The sequence below is a fragment of the Nocardioides sp. GCM10028917 genome, assembly GCF_042666175.1.
Taxonomy (GTDB): Bacteria; Actinomycetota; Actinomycetes; order Propionibacteriales; family Nocardioidaceae; genus Nocardioides.
This window is the reverse complement of sequence record NZ_JBHTFL010000001.1, coordinates 528,872-546,197: the sequence shown is the minus strand read 5'-3', so window position 1 is coordinate 546,197 and position 17,326 is coordinate 528,872. Positions and strand designations below refer to the sequence as shown.

20 protein-coding genes are annotated in these 17,326 nt (G+C 72.0%); 11 read left to right on the top strand and 9 right to left on the bottom strand.

The window, feature by feature from the left end:
• The first annotated feature begins 67 nt into the window (after window positions 1-67).
• A complete protein-coding gene (locus ACFQW6_RS02610; protein ID WP_378540885.1) occupies window positions 68-604 on the top strand; it encodes a DinB family protein in 537 nt (178 codons plus the stop codon).
• Between the two features lie 26 nt (window positions 605-630).
• Here ACFQW6_RS02610 and ACFQW6_RS02605 read toward each other — a convergent pair whose 3' ends face one another.
• A complete protein-coding gene (locus tag ACFQW6_RS02605; RefSeq protein ID WP_378540883.1) occupies window positions 631-1,014 on the bottom strand; it encodes a VOC family protein in 384 nt (127 codons plus the stop codon).
• A gap of 96 nt (window positions 1,015-1,110) precedes the next feature.
• Between ACFQW6_RS02605 and ACFQW6_RS02600 the strand changes: the two genes are divergently transcribed.
• The 3 genes from ACFQW6_RS02600 (at window position 1,111) to ACFQW6_RS02590 (ending at window position 3,018) form a co-directional block, all read left to right on the top strand.
• On the top strand, window positions 1,111-1,593 hold the full coding sequence (locus ACFQW6_RS02600; protein WP_378540880.1) for a GNAT family N-acetyltransferase: 483 nt from the start codon (window positions 1,111-1,113) through the stop codon (window positions 1,591-1,593).
• A 41-nt stretch (window positions 1,594-1,634) separates the two neighbouring features.
• Entirely contained in the window at window positions 1,635-2,285 is a 651-nt protein-coding gene (locus ACFQW6_RS02595; protein ID WP_378540878.1) for a response regulator, read from the top strand.
• 121 nt (window positions 2,286-2,406) lie between these two features.
• The gene (locus ACFQW6_RS02590; protein WP_378540875.1) at window positions 2,407-3,018 is read left to right on the top strand and encodes a hypothetical protein; all 612 of its coding nucleotides are present in this window, start codon (window positions 2,407-2,409) and stop codon (window positions 3,016-3,018) included.
• Between the two features lie 99 nt (window positions 3,019-3,117).
• Here ACFQW6_RS02590 and ACFQW6_RS02585 read toward each other — a convergent pair whose 3' ends face one another.
• Both ACFQW6_RS02585 and ACFQW6_RS02580 read right to left on the bottom strand, forming a co-directional pair.
• Window positions 3,118-4,701 (bottom strand): GAF domain-containing protein, encoded by a 1,584-nt coding sequence (locus ACFQW6_RS02585; RefSeq protein ID WP_378540872.1) that lies wholly within the window; start codon window positions 4,699-4,701, stop codon window positions 3,118-3,120.
• 16 nt (window positions 4,702-4,717) lie between these two features.
• On the bottom strand, window positions 4,718-5,158 hold the full coding sequence (locus ACFQW6_RS02580) for a pyridoxamine 5'-phosphate oxidase family protein (protein ID WP_378540869.1): 441 nt from the start codon (window positions 5,156-5,158) through the stop codon (window positions 4,718-4,720).
• Between the two features lie 262 nt (window positions 5,159-5,420).
• On the opposite strand from ACFQW6_RS02580, the gene ACFQW6_RS02575 reads away from it, so the two are divergent.
• Genes ACFQW6_RS02575 through ACFQW6_RS02565 form a run of 3 tightly spaced genes read left to right on the top strand, consistent with a single transcriptional unit; the run spans window position 5,421 to window position 9,239 of the window.
• Entirely contained in the window at window positions 5,421-6,743 is a 1,323-nt protein-coding gene (locus ACFQW6_RS02575; protein ID WP_378541062.1) for a sigma 54-interacting transcriptional regulator, read from the top strand.
• Window positions 6,736-7,245, top strand: a complete 510-nt coding sequence (locus tag ACFQW6_RS02570) for a GNAT family N-acetyltransferase (protein ID WP_378540867.1) — start codon at window positions 6,736-6,738, stop codon at window positions 7,243-7,245. Before ACFQW6_RS02575 ends, ACFQW6_RS02570 begins: the two co-directional genes overlap by 8 nt.
• Window positions 7,242-9,239, top strand: coding sequence for a VWA domain-containing protein (locus ACFQW6_RS02565; RefSeq protein WP_378540864.1), 1,998 nt, complete (start codon window positions 7,242-7,244; stop codon window positions 9,237-9,239). The genes ACFQW6_RS02570 and ACFQW6_RS02565 overlap by 4 nt, the downstream gene beginning before the upstream one ends.
• 13 nt (window positions 9,240-9,252) lie before the next feature.
• Here ACFQW6_RS02565 and ACFQW6_RS02560 read toward each other — a convergent pair whose 3' ends face one another.
• Together ACFQW6_RS02560 and ACFQW6_RS02555 are read right to left on the bottom strand one after the other, a co-directional pair.
• On the bottom strand, window positions 9,253-9,684 hold the full coding sequence (locus tag ACFQW6_RS02560) for a nuclear transport factor 2 family protein (RefSeq protein WP_378540862.1): 432 nt from the start codon (window positions 9,682-9,684) through the stop codon (window positions 9,253-9,255).
• 54 nt (window positions 9,685-9,738) lie between these two features.
• Window positions 9,739-11,097: an ABC1 kinase family protein gene (locus ACFQW6_RS02555; protein WP_378540860.1), complete on the bottom strand. Its 1,359-nt coding sequence runs from the start codon at window positions 11,095-11,097 to the stop codon at window positions 9,739-9,741.
• Between the two features lie 124 nt (window positions 11,098-11,221).
• Here ACFQW6_RS02555 and ACFQW6_RS02550 point away from each other — a divergent pair, with 124 nt between their 5' ends.
• Both ACFQW6_RS02550 and ACFQW6_RS02545 read left to right on the top strand, forming a co-directional pair.
• Entirely contained in the window at window positions 11,222-12,724 is a 1,503-nt protein-coding gene (locus tag ACFQW6_RS02550; RefSeq protein ID WP_378540858.1) for a S8 family serine peptidase, read from the top strand.
• Between the two features lie 152 nt (window positions 12,725-12,876).
• Window positions 12,877-13,161, top strand: a complete 285-nt coding sequence (locus tag ACFQW6_RS02545; protein ID WP_378540856.1) for a DUF1905 domain-containing protein — start codon at window positions 12,877-12,879, stop codon at window positions 13,159-13,161.
• Here ACFQW6_RS02545 and ACFQW6_RS02540 read toward each other — a convergent pair whose 3' ends face one another.
• Window positions 13,162-13,890 carry a CDP-alcohol phosphatidyltransferase family protein gene (locus ACFQW6_RS02540; RefSeq protein WP_378540853.1) on the bottom strand — a complete coding sequence of 243 codons (729 nt, stop codon included), beginning with the start codon at window positions 13,888-13,890 and terminating at the stop codon, window positions 13,162-13,164.
• A gap of 141 nt (window positions 13,891-14,031) precedes the next feature.
• Here ACFQW6_RS02540 and ACFQW6_RS02535 point away from each other — a divergent pair, with 141 nt between their 5' ends.
• A complete protein-coding gene (locus ACFQW6_RS02535) occupies window positions 14,032-14,574 on the top strand; it encodes a hypothetical protein (RefSeq protein WP_378540850.1) in 543 nt (180 codons plus the stop codon).
• A gap of 37 nt (window positions 14,575-14,611) precedes the next feature.
• On the opposite strand, the gene ACFQW6_RS02530 is transcribed toward ACFQW6_RS02535, so the two are convergent.
• From ACFQW6_RS02530 to msrA, 3 genes are all read right to left on the bottom strand, one after another.
• Entirely contained in the window at window positions 14,612-14,953 is a 342-nt protein-coding gene (locus ACFQW6_RS02530; protein ID WP_378540847.1) for a YciI family protein, read from the bottom strand.
• 112 nt (window positions 14,954-15,065) lie between these two features.
• Window positions 15,066-15,380 carry a GNAT family N-acetyltransferase gene (locus ACFQW6_RS02525; RefSeq protein WP_378540845.1) on the bottom strand — a complete coding sequence of 105 codons (315 nt, stop codon included), beginning with the start codon at window positions 15,378-15,380 and terminating at the stop codon, window positions 15,066-15,068.
• An 8-nt stretch (window positions 15,381-15,388) separates the two neighbouring features.
• On the bottom strand, window positions 15,389-16,033 hold the full coding sequence (gene msrA, locus ACFQW6_RS02520) for a peptide-methionine (S)-S-oxide reductase MsrA (protein ID WP_378540842.1): 645 nt from the start codon (window positions 16,031-16,033) through the stop codon (window positions 15,389-15,391).
• A gap of 131 nt (window positions 16,034-16,164) precedes the next feature.
• On the opposite strand from msrA, the gene ACFQW6_RS02515 reads away from it, so the two are divergent.
• A complete protein-coding gene (locus ACFQW6_RS02515; protein ID WP_378540839.1) occupies window positions 16,165-17,325 on the top strand; it encodes a cystathionine gamma-synthase in 1,161 nt (386 codons plus the stop codon).
• Window position 17,326: the final 1 nt, after the last annotated feature.

Genomic DNA, 17,326 nt, shown 5'->3' with positions numbered 1-17,326 from the left:
CGGTCGAGCGCCGCAGCCCCGCAAGACCGGTGTTCTGTCCGCGCGTCTCCGCACTAGGTTCGCCGCCATGACGATCGAGCGGCCCGAGCCGTCCTTCAGCAACGACGAGGTCGGGATGCTGCGGTCCTACCTCGACCACTTCCGCGCCACGATCCGGCTGCAGGCGAGCGGACTGACGGACGAGCAGCTCGACCAGCGCCTCCCTCCGAGCGAGCTGACGCTGGGCGGGATGCTCAAGCACCTCGCCTTCGTGGAGGACTACTGGTTCTCCTACAACCTGGCCGGTCATGAGCCGTCCCCGCCGTGGGACGCCGCTCCCTGGGACGAGGACCCGGACTGGGACTGGCACAGCGCGGCCGGTGCGTCGCACGCCGAGCTCGACGCGCTGCTGGTCGACGCCGTCGTCCGCTCCGACGCGTGCCTGGATGCGGCCCTCGCCGCCGACCCGGACCTCGGCCGGCTCGTCGCGCGTCCACGCGACCCGGCCAAGGGCGAGACGGCGACGCTGCGATGGGTGCTGGTGCACATGGTCGAGGAGTACGCCCGCCACGCCGGTCACGCCGACCTCATCCGCCAGTCGATCGACGGCGCGACCGACGTCTGAGCGGGCGCCTGCTCACGTGGTGCGGGTCAGCCCTCCTGGTGCAGGCAGAGCACGTTGCCGTCGGGGTCCTTGAACCACGCCGCCTTCTCGGCCCCCATCGCGCACACGTGGTCGACGGTCCTGAGGTCCGGCAGGTCGTAGTCCTCGAAGACCACGCCGCGCCGCTCGAGGTCGCCGATCTCGGTGGTGATGTCGTCGACCTCGAAGCTCATCGCGGTGCTCTCCGACGGTCGGCTGTCGGGGCGGGGGAGCAGGACGAGCGTGGAGCCGCCGTCCAGGGCGTACGTCGCGCTGCCCTCGTCGTTGGTGCCGGTGTAGTCGAGCCCCAGGGACTCGGAGTAGAACGTGCGGGCGCGGTCGACGTCGGTGACCGGCATCATCATCGCGACCGTGCGGTGCGTGAGCGCCATGGAGCGCCTCCTTCTCTGCTGGTCACCCCCAGTGTGCGCCCGCCCGGGCGACATCGGGAGACTGCTCCAGACCGGTCGGACCAGGAGGGGCACGCGATGGGCATCAGGGCGGCGACGGAGGCGGACTGGCCGGCGATCTGGCCGTTCTGGCGCGAGATCGTCGAGGCTGGTGAGACCTACGCCTACCCGCTCGGCGCCACGTCCGACCAGGCCCGGGATTGGTGGTTCGACGGCAGCCGCGTGACGGTCCTCGAGGAGGACGGCAGCGTCCTCGGCACCGCCAAGATGGGCCCCAACCGCCCGGGCCGCGGCGCGCACGTCGGCACGGCGTCGTTCATGGTCGCCCCTGCCGCGCGCGGCCGCGGCGTCGGTCGGCGCCTGGCCGAGGACATGGTCGCCTGGCACCGCGAGGAGGGGTTCGCCGGCATCCAGTTCAACGCCGTCGTCGAGACCAACACGGCGGCGGTCCGGCTGTGGCAGGACCTGGGCTTCACCATCGTCGGCACGGTGCCCGGCGCGTTCGAGAGCACGAGGCACGGTCGGGTCGGCCTGCACGTGATGTACCTCGACCTGGGCTGATCCTGGAGCGCGCAGGGCCCCGTGTCTGGTGGAATGGCCCCATGGCCGACCCGATCCGCGTGTACCTCCTCGACGACCACGACGTCGTGCGTGAGGGACTCACGTTCCTGCTCGAGCAGCAGGAGGACATCGTCGTGGTGGGCCAGTCCGCGAGCGCGATCGAGGCGACCGCACGCATCCCGGCCCTCCGGCCCGATGTCGCCGTGCTGGACGCGCGGCTGCCGGACGGCTCGGGCATCGAGGTGTGCCGCGCCGTGCGGGCCGTCGACCCGACGATCAACGCGCTGATCCTGACGTCGTACGACGACGACGAGGCGCTGTTCGCGGCGATCATGGCCGGCGCCTCGGGCTACGTGCTCAAGGAGATCCGCAGCTCCGACCTGGTCGCCGCGGTGCGCCACGTCGCAGCCGGCAAGTCGCTCATCGACCCGGCGATGACGGCGACCGTGCTGGAGCGGATCCGCAGGGGCCCGGAGACGCCCGACGAGCTGGCCTCCCTCACCGACCAGGAGCGGATCCTGCTGGGCCACATCGCAGAAGGCCTGACCAACCGCCAGATCGCCGAGCAGATGTTCCTCGCCGAGAAGACGGTGAAGAACTACGTCTCCAGCATCCTCGCCAAGCTCGGCCTCGAACGTCGTACCCAGGCGGCCGTGCTGGCCTCCAAGCTCCTCGGCGACGCGCCGCGCTGAGGCCGCCCGCGGTCGGGACCTTGGTCCTGCCCACCCGGTGACCGGCGGCCCTGATGCCGCGAGCGTGCCGGCGGGACTCTGGTGGTGACCCGGAAATCCACCACCAGAGGAGGAGATGGCGATGAACGTCATCCACCGCCAGCACCACATCAGCACCGAGGGCGTCACCACCTCCGAGACCGAGGAGGTCCGCAGCACCGGATTCTCCCGCGCCCTCGCCGTCCTGCGGATCGCCTTCGGATTCACCTTCCTCTGGGCCTTCCTCGACAAGACCTTCGCCCTCGGCTTCAGCACCGGAGCCCAGTACGCCGAGGACGGGTCCCGCGCCGGCATCGACTTCATGGCCCAGGACGCCGCATGGCTCAACGGCGGCAGCCCCACCGAGGGGTTCCTGAGCTTCGGGGTCCCCGTCGACAACCCCTTCCACGACTTCTTCACCTCCCTCGCCGGCCAGGCCTGGGTCGACTGGCTCTTCATGTTCGGCCTCCTCGGCATCGGCGTGACCCTCCTCCTGGGGGTCGGGATGCGGATCGGCACGGCGGCCGGCGCGCTCATGTACGCCTTCATGTACGCCGCAGTCCTCCCGCTGGAGAACAACCCGATCGTCGACGACCACCTGATCGGCGTGATCGTGATGGTCGTCCTCGCTCTCGGCGCGGCCGGCACCACGTGGGGGCTGGGTCGCTGGTGGAACCGCACGAGCCTGGTACGGAAGTACCCCGTCCTGCGATGACACCAGTCCCTCACCGGACCCGGCGCCTCCCCCGGCGCCGGGTCCTCTGGCGTGCGGACCGGACCTCGGCCTGACGCGTCCCCCCGGAGCGCGTCGGCGTCAGTGCAGCGGGACGCGCCACACGAGCACCGTGCCGCGCTCACCGACCCTTGAGACCTCGAGCGTCCCGCCGAGGTCGTCGGCACGTCGTCGGGCGTTGCGCAGGCCGCTCTCGGTGACCTCGGCGGGCAGGCCGACGCCGTCGTCGGAGACGCGGAGCTCGACCTGGTCACCGGCCACGACGACGTCGACCTGGGCGGCGTCCGCGAGCGCGTGGCGGGCGACGTTGGACACCGCCTCCCGCAGCACGGCGAGCAGCTGGGCGCCCAGCGCCTGCGGCACCGCGGTGTCCACGGGTCCGGAGGTGCGCACGACCGGTGTGAAGCCCAGCACCGGGACGTACTCCTTGACCAGCTGGCGGATCGCGGCGCGCAGGGAGTCGCCGCGGCGGTCCTGGAGCTCGAAGATCGTGCCGCGGATCGCCTTGATCGTGTCGTCGAGGTCGGCCACGGACTTGTCCAGCCGCTCCGAGATCGCGCTCCCGCCGGTCATCGCCGCGACGCCCTGCAGCTGCAGGCCCGTGGCGAAGAGCCGTTGGATGACGATGTCGTGGAGGTCGCGGGCGATCCGCTCGCGGTCGGAGATCAGCGCCAGCTCCTGGCGGTCGTCGAGCGCCTGGGTGCGGTCGAGGGAGAGGGCCAGCTGGTCGGCGAACGCGGCGAACAGCTCGCGCTCCTCGACGTCGAGCAGGCCCGACCCCGGCTGCGCGAGGGCGACGAGCGCGATGACGGGCGCCAGGTGCGAGCGCAGCGGCACGACGACGAGGGGTGCGTCGTCATCGCCGCCCAAGGTGGCCGTCACCACTGCGGCGTTGCCGCCCGGATCGACGTCGGTCCGGGCCTCGGCCAGCAGGGCGGCCACCCGGTCGTCGTCCGCCGCGATGTCAGGGGCGACGCTGACCGTGTCGTGCTCGGGTCCGAGCGAGGACCACAGCGCCACGGCCCGGGCCCGGGCGACCTGGCGGGCGATGGAGACGATCTGGGGCAGCACGGCGTCGAGGTCGACGGGCGGCTGGAGCAGCTCGGCGAGCTCTGCCGACGCCTCGAGCCACTGCCGTCGGCGCTCGCTCAGGGCGAACGAGCGGGCGTTGCTGATGACGTAGCCCGCGGTGCGGGCGAGCTCCTCGACGAGACCCTCGTCCGCCTCGCTGAACGGACCCCCGTCGGCCTTCTCGGTGAGGTAGAGGTTGCCGAAGACGGTCCCCCGGATCCGCACCGGCATGCCGAGGAACGACGTCATCGGCGGGTGGTTGGGCGGGAAGCCGACCGACGACGGGTGGGCACTGAGGTCGGCGAGGCGCAGGCCCGACGGGTCCTCGATGATCACCCCGAGGATCCCGCGACCGCGGGGCAGGTCGCCGATGAGAGAGCGGGTGCGCTCGTCGAGGCCGGTCGTGACGAACTCGACCAGCTCGCCGTCGTTGCCCAGCACCCCCAGCGCGCCGTAGCGCGCGCCGGTCAGGGCGGTCGCCGCCTCCACGATCCGCGTGAGCACGCTGGTGAGGTCGAGGTCGCTGGAGATCGCCGTGACGGCCTCGAGCAGCAAGCGGGCGTCGGCGCCGAGGTCGGGAGGAGTGTGCGTCACGCGCACCAGTGTGCCGTCAGGCGAGCCGGCGCGCGGGGAGGTGCTGCCAGGGATCCCAGCCGCCGCCGAGCTGGCGGCCGGTCACCTCGGTCCACGGGATGCGGACGACGAGGTTGCGCTGGCCGGTCGCCCAGGGGTGGGGCTCCCAGGACCGGGCGATCTCCGCGAGCTCCTCCTGGTCGTCGACGAAGCTGCCGCGACCGCGCACCACGACGCTCCAGCCGCGCTTGAGCTCGTAGTCGAACTGGTCGACCTCGAAGCACAGCTGCGCGCCGCGGCCGTAGGTGCCCAGCAGGCTGTAGGCCGCGGTGCGGATGAGGACCGACTCGCCGTCCACGGCGTAGTTCACCGGCACGATGTGCGGTCCTGTGGGAGTGCCGACCGCGACCCGGCCGGCGACGCCCGCGTTGAGCAGGCGGGAGCAGTCCTCCCGGGAGAGGTCGAGTGAGGTGTGCATGGGAAGCCTCCTTCAAGCTGGACTCCCAGCCTCGCCCCGGCGCAGGGTCGTCAGCAGGGCCGAAGGTCCCGTGCAGCCAGGGTCCGGAGTCGGCGATCGGCCGGGGACTTCGAGCGCACTCGACGTTGTCGGACGGGTCTAGCGTGGAGGCGTGACGGACACGACCCCCCACACCAGCAAGCAGACGAGCGAGCCCGCCGGCCAGCACCCGTCGGCCAGCACCCTCGGCCAGCTCCGCGAGAGCGGTCACCAGCTCAAGCCCCTGCGCCAGGAGCTGCGCGACAACCTGCTCGCGCGGCTGCGCGAGGGGGTGGACCCGTGGCCGGGCCTGCACGGCTTCGCCGACACGGTCATCCCGCAGGTCGAGCGGGCGCTGCTCGCGGGCCACGACATCGTGCTCCTCGGCGAGCGCGGCCAGGGCAAGACCCGGCTCCTGCGGTCGCTGGTCGCGCTCCTCGACGAGTGGACCCCGGTCATCTCCGGGTCCGAGCTCGGCGAGCACCCCTACGAGCCGATCACCGTCACGTCCCAGCAGGCGGTGGCGACGTACGGCGACGACCTGCGCATCTCGTGGCGGCACCGCGACGAGCGGTACGCCGAGAAGCTGGCGACGCCGGACACGTCGGTCGCCGACCTGATCGGCGACGTCGACCCGATGAAGGTCGCCGAGGGGCGTCACCTCGGCGACCCGGAGACCATCCACTTCGGCCTGATCCCGCGCAGCCACCGCGGCATCGTGGCGATCAACGAGCTCCCCGACCTCGCCGAGCGCATCCAGGTCGCGATGCTCAACGTGATGGAGGAGCGCGACATCCAGATCCGCGGCTACGTGCTGCGGCTCCCGCTCGACGTCCTCGTCGTCGCGAGCGCCAACCCCGAGGACTACACCAACCGCGGACGCATCATCACCCCGCTCAAGGACCGCTTCGGCGCCGAGATCCGCACCCACTACCCGCGCGAGGTCGAGCAGGAGATCGCCGTCATCGAGCAGGAGGCCGACCTCGTCGCCGAGGTGCCCGCCTACCTGGTGGAGGTGCTGGCGCGGTTCACCCGCCACCTGCGCGACTCCCAGTCGGTCGACCAGCGCTCCGGCGTCAGCGCCCGCTTCGCGATCGCCGGCGCCGAGACCATCGCCGCCGCCGCACTGCACCGCGCCACCACCCAGGGCGAGGACGAGCCGGTGGCGCGCGTCGTCGACCTGGAGACCGCCGTCGACGTCCTCGGCGGCAAGATCGAGTTCGAGACGGGCGAGGAGGGTCGCGAGACCGAGATCCTCACCCACCTGCTCCGCACCGCCGTCGCCGAGACCGTGCGCGCGCACCTCGCCGGCATCGACCTGCGCCTGCTGGTCGAGGCCATCGAGGAGGGCGCCATGGTCAGCACCGGCGCCCGCGTCGGCGCCCGCGACTTCCTCTCCGGGCTGCCGGTGCTCGGCGAGTCCGACCTCTACGACGAGGTCTGCGACCGGCTCGGCGCGACCAACGACGGGGAGCGGGCCGCCGCGATCGAGCTCGCCCTCGAGGGGCTCTACCTCGCCCGCCGCATCGGCAAGGACACCGACGCCGGGGAGACCGTCTATGGCTGACCCGGTCGTCACGGTCCGTTCCGGCACGCTCGACGACGTCCCGGCCTTCCGAGCCCTGGGCGAGGCCGTCGTGCCGCCCACCTACGGCCCGATCGACGCGGCGTACGCCCGGCGGATGCTCGACGAGTGGTGGGTCCCCGAGGTCTTCGAGACGTCGCTGGCGCGCAACCCGCACCTCGTCGCGGAGGTCGACGGCGAGGTCGTCGCGCTGGCCAACCTCGGGCGCCTCTCGCAGTCCTACCGCGACTTCCCTCACGTCTCGGGCGACCGCGAGGTGATGTGGAAGCTCTACGTCCACCCCGACCACCACGGCCGCGGGATCGGCAGCCGGCTGCTCGCCGACGTCGAGGCGATGGTCGAGGGCGACGAGCTCTGGCTGGAGGTCGTCGACGGCAACGACCAGGCCTTCGCCTTCTACCGGGCCCGCGGGTTCGAGGAGGTCGAGCGGGTCACCGACCACGAGTGGCCCGCCGACGTCTGGATGATGAAGAGGCTGCGATGAGTCGGTTCCGCAAGTACGACGGTGGCGACCCGCTCGCCCCGCCCGTCGACCTCGCCGAGGCGCTCGACGCCATCGGCCAGGACGTCATGGCCGGCTACTCGCCGGAGCGCGCGATGCGCGAGTTCCTGCGCCGCGGGGGCACCGACCAGGCCGGCCTCGACGAGCTCGCCCGCCGCGTCGCCGAGCGTCGGCGGGAGATCCTCCAGCGCAACGACCTCGACGGCACGATGCGCGAGGTCAAGGAGCTCCTCGACAAGGCCGTGCTGGCCGAGCGCGGGCAGCTGGCTCGCGACATCACGCTGGACGACGGCGACCGGGCGTTCCGGGAGCTCATGCTCGACAACCTGCCGTCCTCCACCCCGGCCGCGGTGGCCGAGCTGTCGTCGTACGACTGGCAGTCCTCGGAGGCGCGCGAGGCCTACGAGGAGATCAAGGACCTGCTCGGCCGTGAGCTCCTCGACCAGCGCTTCGCCGGCATGAAGGAGGCGCTCGAGGGCGCCACCGAGGAGGACCGGCAGGCCGTCCAGGAGATGCTCTCCGACCTCAACGACCTGCTGGAGAAGCACGCCGGCGAGGGCGTCACGGACGAGGAGTTCCGTGACTTCATGGACAAGCACGGCGACTTCTTCCCCGACGACCCGCAGGACATGGAGGAGCTGCTCGACTCGCTCGCCCAGCGCGCCGCCGCCGCCCAGCGGATGCTCAACTCGATGACGCCCGAGCAGCGCCAGGAGCTGATGGAGCTCTCCCAGCAGGCCTTCGGGTCACCGCAGCTGATGGAGCAGCTCTCGCGGATGGACGCCAACCTCCAGGCCCTGCGCCCGGGGGAGGACTGGTCGGGCTCGGAGGGCTTCGAGGGCGACCAGGGGTTGGGTCTCGGCGACGGCACCGGCGCCCTGCAGGACCTCGCCCAGCTCGACGCGCTGGCCGACCAGCTCGCGCAGTCGCACCACGGCGCGCGGATGGACGACGTCGACCTCGACGCGCTCGCCGGGCAGCTCGGTCCGGAGGCTGCCGTCGCGGCCAAGACCCTGCAGGAGCTCGAGCGGGCGCTGCGCGACAGCGGCTACCTCAAGCGCGGCTCCGACGGCGAGCTGCGGCTCTCGCCCAAGGCGATGCGCCAGCTCGGCAAGGCGCTGCTGCGCGACGTCGCGGAGCGGATGAGCGGCCGGTCCGGCGCGCGGGAGACGCGTACGACGGGACTCGCGGGGGAGCCGTCCGGGGCGACCCGGCGGTGGGAGTTCGGCTCCACCGAGCCGTGGGACGTGCCACGCACGATCACCAACGCCGTGCTCCGGGACGGCGGCGCCTCACCGGTGCGCATCCAGGTCGACGACATCGAGGTGGTCGAGACCGAAGCCCGCACGCAGGCCGCGGTCGCCCTGCTGGTCGACACGTCCTTCTCGATGGCGATGGACGGCCGGTGGGTGCCGATGAAGCGCACGGCGCTGGCGCTGCACCAGCTGGTGCGGTCCCGCTTCCGCGGCGACGACATCCAGCTGATCGCGTTCGGCCGTCACGCGCAGGTGATGGAGATCGAGGAGCTGACCGCCCTCGACGCGCGGTGGGACAAGGGCACCAACCTCCACCACGGGCTGCTGCTGGCCAACCGGTTCTTCCGCAAGCACCCCAACGCCCAGCCGGTGCTGCTGGTGGTCACGGACGGCGAGCCGACCGCGCACCTCGAGCCCGACGGCGAGGTGTGGTTCTCCTACCCGCCGCACCCCCTGACGATCGCCCACTCGGTGCGCGAGCTCGACGCTGCCGCGCGGCTCGGCGCGCAGACGACGTTCTTCCGGCTCGGCGAGGACCCCGGTCTGGCGCGCTTCATCGACTCGATGGCGCGCCGGGTCGACGGACGCATGGTGAGTCCCGAGCTCGACGACCTCGGAGCCGCGGTCGTGGGGTCCTACCTCGGCTCCCGCGGGCCGGCATCGTCGTACCGCGAGCACTTCGGCGACTGGTACGGCGGCGGCCGGGGGTTCTGGGTCTGAGGTCGGTGAGGCATCAGTGGCGGTCGGCCGCCTCCAGCATCCGCAGGAGCTCGGCGCCCATGTGCTCGATGACCGCCTGGAGCGCCTTGGCGGGACGCACCATGACGGTGAAGTCGACGATCCGGCCGTCGGCGTCCCAGGTGATCATGTCGACGCCCGACACCTGCAGGCCGCCGACCTCGCTGCGGAACTGCAGCACCGCCGAGTCCGCGCCCAGCCACTCCCGCTCGTAGGCCAACCGCGGCCCCAGCACGGTGAAGGCAGCGGTGAGGTAGCCGACGACGGTCTCGCGGCCCTCCTGGGGTGTGTGCACGGCCGGGCTTCGGAAGACCGCGTCCTCGGCGATGAGGTCCCGCAGCCCGGCGGGGTCCCGGCTCTCGACGACCGCGTGCCAGCGCGCGAGCGCGGTCTCTGACGTGGGGGTGGCCTCGGTGGGTCGCGACATGCGCGTCATCGTGCCACCGCACGGCCCGCCCGGCGATCCTCCACGATCCCTGCGTCAGTCGGCGAAGCCGGGCAGCGACTCCTCGAGGATCTCGCGGAACGGCACGGCGGCGCCCAGCTGGCTGAGCAGGCCGACGGCACCGAGCCAGGTGCGGTGGATCAGGAGGTAGGACGTCGGCAGGTTGAGCTTGGTGGCGAGGGTGAAGGTCTCGGCGCGGGGGTCGTTGATCCGCTCGAACTGCGTGCGCATCCACTCGCGGGTGAACGCGAAGCGTTCCTGGTCGGCCGGCTCGACGAACGGCGCGAGGTAGTCGAGCAGCATCGCGGGGTCGACCTCGATGCGGTCCTTGATGAACCCCTCCTCGCGGAGCCCCGCGACGAGCGACTCCTCGTCGGACTCGAGCGCGATGCGGATCAGCCGGCCCATCGCCGCGGGAAGCTGCCCCTGGGGCAGCCGGGCGACGGCACCGAAGTCCAGGACGCCGAGGCGGCCGAGGCCGCCGTCGGGTGCCGGGATCACGCGGTAGTTGCCCGGGTGCGGGTCGGCGTGGAGCATGCCGGTGCGTCGCGGGCCCTCGAAGAGGAACCGGACGAACAGCTCGCCGTAGTGGTCGCGCTCCTCCTGCGTGCCGTCGCGGATAACGTGCGCGAGGGAGTAGGCGGAGTCGAGCCACTCGGTCACGAGCACCTCGGTGCCGACGGTGACCACCGCAGGCACGACGATGTCGGGGTGGTCCGCGAAGGCCTCGGCGTACGCCGCCTGCGCCTCCGCCTCGAGGTGGTAGTCGAGCTCGTCGGCCGCCCGGTCCTGCAGCTCGGCGACGAGGGGCTTGAGGTCGATGCCGGGGAACACCGGCGCGATCCCGCGTGCCACGCGGGCGATCTGGCGGAGGTCGGACATGAGCGCCTCGCCGGCTCCGGGGTACTGCACCTTCACGGCGACGTCACGGTCGTCCGCCGACTCGGGCCCACCCGCGAGGTCGCGCCAGCGGCCGCGGTGGACCTGCCCGATCGACGCGGCCGCGGTCGGGGCACCGTCGAGCCAGACGAGTCGTTCGGACCAGTCGTCGCCGAGGTGCGCGGTCAGCTGCTCGCGCACGGTCGCCGTCGGCATCGGGGGAGCGGAGTCCTGCAGCGCGGTGAGGTGCTCCCGGTAGGGCGCGCTGACCTCCTCGGGCAGGGCGGACTCCAGCACGCTGAGGGCCTGGCCGAACTTCATCGCACCGCCCTTGAGCTCGCCCAGGGTGCGGAAGAGCTGCTCGGCGGTGCGCTGCTGCACATCGGAGAGCACTGCATCGGCGGGCTTGCCCCCGAGCCGCCTGCCCAGCCCCATCGCCTGCCGGCCGGCATAGCCGAGCGGGAGCGCAGCGAGTCGGGCTGTGCGCGCGGCAGCCTTGCGGGGGAGCTCGGTCATGCCTCCATTGTCCGGGTCGACGCAATCGGGTTGCGACACCCGCCCGATGCGGCGCGCCACTGGCCGGCGATCCCCGAGGAAGGCGGGGCGTGACCCGAGGTCGATCCGCTCGTTGGAGGACTGGATGACCTCGACCCCTCGGGAGGACAACGTGCGACCCAAGACCCTGCTCGCCTGCGCGGCGAGCGTGCTCACCGCCAGCGCCACCTTCAGCGGCGGCGCGACCGCGCCGGCCGCCGGACAGGCCACCGCCCCGGCGGCTGACCGGGCCAACGTCTCCGACTTCCTCGCCGGACAGCTGAGCGGGCTGACCGGCAGGACGACGGTGATGGTGCACGGCACCTCGATCGCCGCGGCCCGCCAGGCCGTCGCGGCCACCGGGATGCGGAAGACCGGCGAGTTCACCCGGATCGGCGTCGTGATCGCCGACGCCACCCGCAACCAGGTCGACGCGGTCCGCAGCCAGGGCGGAGTGACGTACGTCGAGGGCGCGGCGCAGCCGATCGACGTCCTGCAGGAGACGTCCAACATCGCGACCCGTGGGGCAGAGGCGGCCGCCACCCTCACGGGCGCCGACGGCACGTCGCTGACGGGCAAGGGCGTGAGTGTCGCGGTCATCGACTCCGGCGTGGACCCGACCCACCCCTACTTCAAGGAGGCCGACGGCTCGAGCGCGGTCGTCGCCAACCTCAAGGCGTTGTGCGAGCCGTTGACCGAGACCTGCTCGGTGCAGCGCGTGCCCGCCTTCGTCGACACCGACACCCTCTCCGTCGGCGGCCACGGCACCCACGTCAGCGGCATCGTCGCCGGTCGCCCGACCACACTGAGCGACGGCGGCAAGCTGCAGGGCGCCGCCCCCGGCGCCAAGCTGGTGTCGATCTCGACCGGCGCTGGTCTCGTGATCCTCGGCGCCGACTCCGCGCTCAACTGGGTGCTCGAGAACCACGAGGCGCCGTGCGGCGCCGGCGTACCGGCAGCGACCTGCCCCCCGATCAAGGTCACCAACAACTCCTACGGCCCGACCGGTGGTGGTGAGCTCGACCCCGAGTCGGCCACGGTCAAGCTCCAGCGCGCGCTCGCGGCCGAGGGCGTCGTCACGGTGTGGGCTGCGGGCAACGACGGCGGCGACGGCACGACGAGCCTGACCAACCCGCCCGGGCAGGACCCCACGGGCGGCATCCTCTCGGTGGCCTCCTACTACGACCAGGACACCGGCACCCGCGACGGCGTCGTGTCCGACTTCAGCTCGCGCGGCCTTGCCGCCGACGCCTCGACATGGCCCGACATCTCGGCGCCCGGTGAGGCCATCACCTCCTCGTGCCGCCTCTACCTCGCGATCTGCTCGACGGGCCTGGACGTCCGCAACGGTCCGGGCGCGCTCGACATCGGCACCTTCAACACCATCAGCGGTACGTCGATGGCGGCGCCGCACGTCGCCGGGATCGTCGCCCAGCTGTTCCAGGCCGACCCGACGGCGACACCCGCCGAGATCGAGCGGGCGCTCGAGGTATCGGCGCACAAGTTCACCGACGGAGCGGCCTACCAGTCCGGTCCGGTCGGCACCACGTCGTACGACAAGGGCCACGGCCTCGTCGACGTCGTGGCGGCAGTCGCGGCCCTGGGGTGAGCGCGAGCTCAGCCGAGGGCTGAACCAGACCCTCCGAGGAGGGCCGTCGTGCGACAGGGGCGCGGCGGTGCGAGGCGGGCGGAGGCCGTGGGGTCTTCCGCCCGCCCCCGCGTCTGCCCGTCCGCGGGCCGGTCTGCTGGGAAGGTGGGGGCATGGAGATCGAGTTCGCCGGCGAGGTGGTCGAGTGGCGTGGGCCGGCGCCCTTCTTCTTCGTCGTCCTGCCGCCCGACGCGGCCGACCTCGTCGACGAGGTGAAGGCGGACGTCGTCTACTGGGGCGTGGTGCCGGTCCGTGCGTGGATCGGCGACACGGAGTTCACCACCGCGATGTTCCCCCGGGAGGACACGTGGTTCCTGCCCCTGAAGGCGGCCGTGCGCCGCGCCGAGGGCGTCGACCTCGGCCAGGTCGTCGACGTGCGGATGCAGGTCGGTCGGTAGTCAGCCGACGGTCGGCACGGGGCGGACTCTCCGTGCCGTCAGGTGGAGGCTGAGCGCGACGTAGTAGGCGACGTAGGCCACCGAGATCGCCAGCCACACCGGGCTGGGGTCGGGCAGCTGGGCCACCAGGACGGCGTACCCGACCAGCCAGAGGCAGGTGAGGGCGAGCGTGGTCGACTGCAGCGTGGAGGTGCGGGACGGGTAGACGTAGCCGACCGGGACGAAGACGAGGACCGCGCACACCAGCAGCACGACGGCGACCGCTGTGGTCTGCAGGTCGAGGACCACGACGTAGAACGCGGCGATGTTCCAGTAGCTCGGGAAGCCGAGGAACAGGTGGTCGTCGGTCTTGGCGTCGGCCCGGCAGAACTGGTACGCCGAGGCGAGCAGGGGGATCACCGCGAGGACCGTCGCCGAGTGGCCCTCACCCAGGTAGCCCGCGCTCCACAGCAGCAGCATCGGCATGAAGGCGTAGGTGAGGTAGTCGACGATGTTGTCCAGCAGCGCGCCGTCGAACGACGGGGCGTGCCGTTTCACCTGCACGTACCGCGCGAGCATCCCGTCCGTGCCGTCGACGACCATGGCGACCAGGAAGAGCCACAGCGCCCGGACGGTGTCGCCCTCCATGACGGCGACGAACATCAGGAACGCCAGCACGACACCGGAGGCGGTGTAGGCGTGCACCAGCCAGGCGGCGACGGCGTGTCGACGCTGAGTCAGGGCAGCCACGCGGCTCCTCGGATCGGGCGAATCATGCATGAGAAGCGGATCATGCCAGCCATGGGGGCGATCGGTGACAACCTCGGCGCGCATTGCCGCGTCTCCCTGTACGACCCCGTCCGGGGCCCGACGAGAGAACGGACCAGCACCATGCGTAGGACCTTCCTGAGCGCCGCGACCCTGGCGGTCTCTGCCCTCGCCCTGACCCAGGCCCTCCCGGCCAACGCCGACGGCATCGGGGTCTCCGACCCGAAGGACCTCGGCCACGGCGTCGACCTCCGGTCGGTGGAGGTCGAGCACAAGGCCGCCAACGTCGTCGTCACCACGACCCACACCGACCTGCGGCCGTCGTACCGCACGGGCTCGTCGGGGTCGGTGTTCCTCGACACCGACCCCGACGACCGCGGCCCGGAGTACCTCTTCGCCGGCGGCTTCTTCCTCGGCACCGACTACAACCTGCTCGAGGTCGACGGCTTCTCGGACTTCTCGCCCGAGCCCGTGGAGGGCTCCTACCGGATGCGGGTCGACCACGACACCGAGCGGGTCCGCATCCGCATCTCCCGCGAGGCGCTCGGGTCGCCGGAGCGGGTCCGCGTCGCCGTCCGGGTCGCCGGCACGCACCCGGACGGCAACGACACCGCCACGGACTGGCTCGGCGAGCCGCGCAGCTTCACCGACTGGGTCGCGCAGTAGGCCGTCCGGGCCCGTCCGAGCGGCCGGCGTCGGCGAGCTACTTGATCTCGCGGACCTCCTGCGGCCATCCGCAGCCCTCGGCGATCCTCCCCGCCCACATCTTCGCTGTCTCGAGGTCGGGGACGTCGACGATCGTGATCCCGCCGAGGTACTCCGTGGTCTCGGCGTAGGGGCCGTCGGTGATCGTGATCGTGCCGCTCGTGGCGTCGGCGCTGAAGGCCTCGGAGCGGTCCTCCACGAGCCCGCCGGCGAACACGAGGGCGCCGGCGGCCTCGATCTCCCTCACCACCGCGGTGCTCGGCTCCACACGGGACTGGTACCATTCGGCGGGGTGGTCGCCCACCCACTGCTGGTTGAAGTAGATGGCGTACTTCGTCATGTCACTCCTCCTGTGCGGCCGCCCCGTGCGGCCCGTCACCACTCTGACGGACGAGCAGGGCCCGGATCGACACCCCTGCAGCGACGTCGCGCACGTGGCGCGATGTCGCCGCTCAGTCGTGGACGACCGAGGTCGGCCGGTCGTAGAGGAGATCGGCGTACGCGGGGTGGCGGAGCATCCAGGTCTTGATGAACGGGCAGATCGCGAGCACCCGGCGTCCGCCGCGCTCTCGCACGTCGTCGAGGGCGAACCTGGCCAGCGCCGAGCCGACACCCTTGCCCTCGTGGACCCGCTGGACCTCGGTGTGGGTGAAGACGATCAGCTGGTCGGTGAGCTGGTACTCGGCGAAGCCGGCGAGCTCACCGTCGAGGCGAGCCTCGTAGCGGTTCCTGTCGGCGTTGTCCGTGACGTGGACCGTGTCGGTCATGCGGCTGGTCAGGCCGGGAAGGCCACGCCGGTGTTGGCGTGGCAGCGGTAGCCGAACGGGTTCTTGGCCAGGTACTGCTGGTGCGCTTCCTCGGCGTAGTAGTACGGCGTCTCGCTGGCGGGGCGGATCTCGGTGGTGATCTCGCCGAGGCCGCGGCGGGCGAGCTCCTCGCCGTAGACCTTGGTCAGCTCGCGGGCGGTCTGCTCCTGCTCGGGCGTGGTCCAGTAGATCGCCGAGCGGTACTGGGTGCCGACGTCGTTGCCCTGGCGCATGCCCTGGGTCGGGTCGTGGATCTCGAAGAACTTCTTCAGCAGGTCGGCGTACGACACCTTCGCGGGGTCGAACACGACGCGGACGGCCTCGGTGTGGCCGGTGTGCCCGCTGCACACCTCGTCGTACGTCGGGTGGGGGGTGCTGCCGCCGGCGTAGCCGACCGACGTCGACCAGACGCCGGGGAGCTGCCAGTAGACCTCCTCCGCGCCCCAGAAGCAGCCGAGGCCCAGGACGGCGACCTCGTGGCCCTCCGGGACGTCGTCGGAGACGACGGGCGTGTGGAGGACCACGTGCTCGCCCAGGGTCCACATCTGCTGCTCGCGCCCCGGGAGCGCCTGGTCGGGGGTGGGCAGGGTCGTGGGCTTGCCGAATCCGAACATGCCTCCATTGTCGCGCGCAGGGCAAGGGCCGCGACCGCGTCTCGCCGGGTGGCCGGCACAGGTGCGCATCGGGGGGTGCGGCGGCCGTTCCGCTGTCCGGGCCGAGGGCCGCGGGGTCTACCCTCGGCATTGTGACCCAGGAACGCGCCAACAAGGCCGGGTTCGAGACGCGTGCGATCCACGCCGGCTACGAGCCCGACGCGATGACCGGGGCGGTCAACCCGCCCATCTACGCCAGCAGCACCTACAAGCAGGACGGCGTCGGCGGCCTGCGTGGCGGGTATGAGTACAGCCGCTCCGCCAACCCGACGCGTACGGCGCTGGAGGGTGCCCTCGCCGCGATCGAGGACGGCGAGAAGGGGTTCGCCTTCGCCTCCGGCCTGGCCGCCGAGGACACCATCATCCGGGCGCTGACCCGGCCCGGCGACCACGTCGTGATCCCGGACGACGCCTACGGCGGCACGCACCGCCTCTTCGACAAGGTCGCCAAGGTCTGGGGCACCGACCACAGCTCGGCGTCGGTCGCCGACACCGACGCCGTCGCCGCGGCGATCGAGCCCGGCCGGACCAAGCTGGTGTGGGTCGAGACGCCCACCAACCCGATGCTCACCATCGGCGACATCGAGGCGCTGGCCACGGTCGCGCACGACGCAGGCGCCCTCCTCGTGGTCGACAACACCTTCGCCTCGCCCTACCTCCAGCAGCCGCTCACGCTCGGCGCCGACGTGGTGGTGCACTCGACGACCAAGTACGTCGGCGGGCACAGTGACGTCGTCGGGGGAGCGGTCATCGTGCGCGACCTCGAGCTCGCCGACAAGGTCGGCTACCACCAGAACGCCATGGGCGCGGTGGCCGGGCCGTTCGACGCCTTCCTGACGCACCGCGGCCTCAAGACGCTCGGCGTCCGCATGGACCGCCACTGCGACAACGCGGAGCGGATCGTGGAGTTCCTCGACGGCGACCCGCGAGTCACCGAGGTGATCTACCCCGGTCTCGCGGCCCACCCCGGCCACGAGGTCGCGGCCCGCCAGATGAAGCGTTTCGGCGGGATGGTCTCGTTCCGGGTCGCGGGCGGGCTCGAGCAGGCCCTCGCCGTCTGCGAGCGGGCCGAGGTGTTCACCCTCGGGGAGTCGCTGGGCGGCGTCGAGTCGCTCATCGAGCACCCGGGGAGGATGACCCACGCGAGCGTCGCGGGCACCGACCTCGAGGTGCCGGACGACCTCATCCGGCTGAGCGTCGGCATCGAGAGCGTCGACGACCTCGTCGCCGACCTCGACCGCTCCCTGGGCTGAG

Bases quoted from the DNA above. Each gene is read 5' to 3' on its own strand.
- ACFQW6_RS02610 (WP_378540885.1), top strand. From the start codon at position 68: ATGACGATCGAGCGGCCCGAGCCGTCCTTCAGCAACGACGAGGTCGGG.
- ACFQW6_RS02605 (WP_378540883.1), bottom strand. From the start codon at position 1,014: ATGGCGCTCACGCACCGCACGGTCGCGATGATGATGCCGGTCACCGAC.
- ACFQW6_RS02600 (WP_378540880.1), top strand. From the start codon at position 1,111: ATGGGCATCAGGGCGGCGACGGAGGCGGACTGGCCGGCGATCTGGCCG.
- ACFQW6_RS02595 (WP_378540878.1), top strand. From the start codon at position 1,635: ATGGCCGACCCGATCCGCGTGTACCTCCTCGACGACCACGACGTCGTG.
- ACFQW6_RS02590 (WP_378540875.1), top strand. From the start codon at position 2,407: ATGAACGTCATCCACCGCCAGCACCACATCAGCACCGAGGGCGTCACC.
- ACFQW6_RS02580 (WP_378540869.1), bottom strand. From the start codon at position 5,158: ATGCACACCTCACTCGACCTCTCCCGGGAGGACTGCTCCCGCCTGCTC.
- ACFQW6_RS02570 (WP_378540867.1), top strand. From the start codon at position 6,736: ATGGCTGACCCGGTCGTCACGGTCCGTTCCGGCACGCTCGACGACGTC.
- ACFQW6_RS02565 (WP_378540864.1), top strand. From the start codon at position 7,242: ATGAGTCGGTTCCGCAAGTACGACGGTGGCGACCCGCTCGCCCCGCCC.
- ACFQW6_RS02560 (WP_378540862.1), bottom strand. From the start codon at position 9,684: ATGTCGCGACCCACCGAGGCCACCCCCACGTCAGAGACCGCGCTCGCG.
- ACFQW6_RS02555 (WP_378540860.1), bottom strand. From the start codon at position 11,097: ATGACCGAGCTCCCCCGCAAGGCTGCCGCGCGCACAGCCCGACTCGCT.
- ACFQW6_RS02550 (WP_378540858.1), top strand. From the start codon at position 11,222: ATGACCTCGACCCCTCGGGAGGACAACGTGCGACCCAAGACCCTGCTC.
- ACFQW6_RS02545 (WP_378540856.1), top strand. From the start codon at position 12,877: ATGGAGATCGAGTTCGCCGGCGAGGTGGTCGAGTGGCGTGGGCCGGCG.
- ACFQW6_RS02535 (WP_378540850.1), top strand. From the start codon at position 14,032: ATGCGTAGGACCTTCCTGAGCGCCGCGACCCTGGCGGTCTCTGCCCTC.
- ACFQW6_RS02530 (WP_378540847.1), bottom strand. From the start codon at position 14,953: ATGACGAAGTACGCCATCTACTTCAACCAGCAGTGGGTGGGCGACCAC.
- ACFQW6_RS02525 (WP_378540845.1), bottom strand. From the start codon at position 15,380: ATGACCGACACGGTCCACGTCACGGACAACGCCGACAGGAACCGCTAC.
- msrA (WP_378540842.1), bottom strand. From the start codon at position 16,033: ATGTTCGGATTCGGCAAGCCCACGACCCTGCCCACCCCCGACCAGGCG.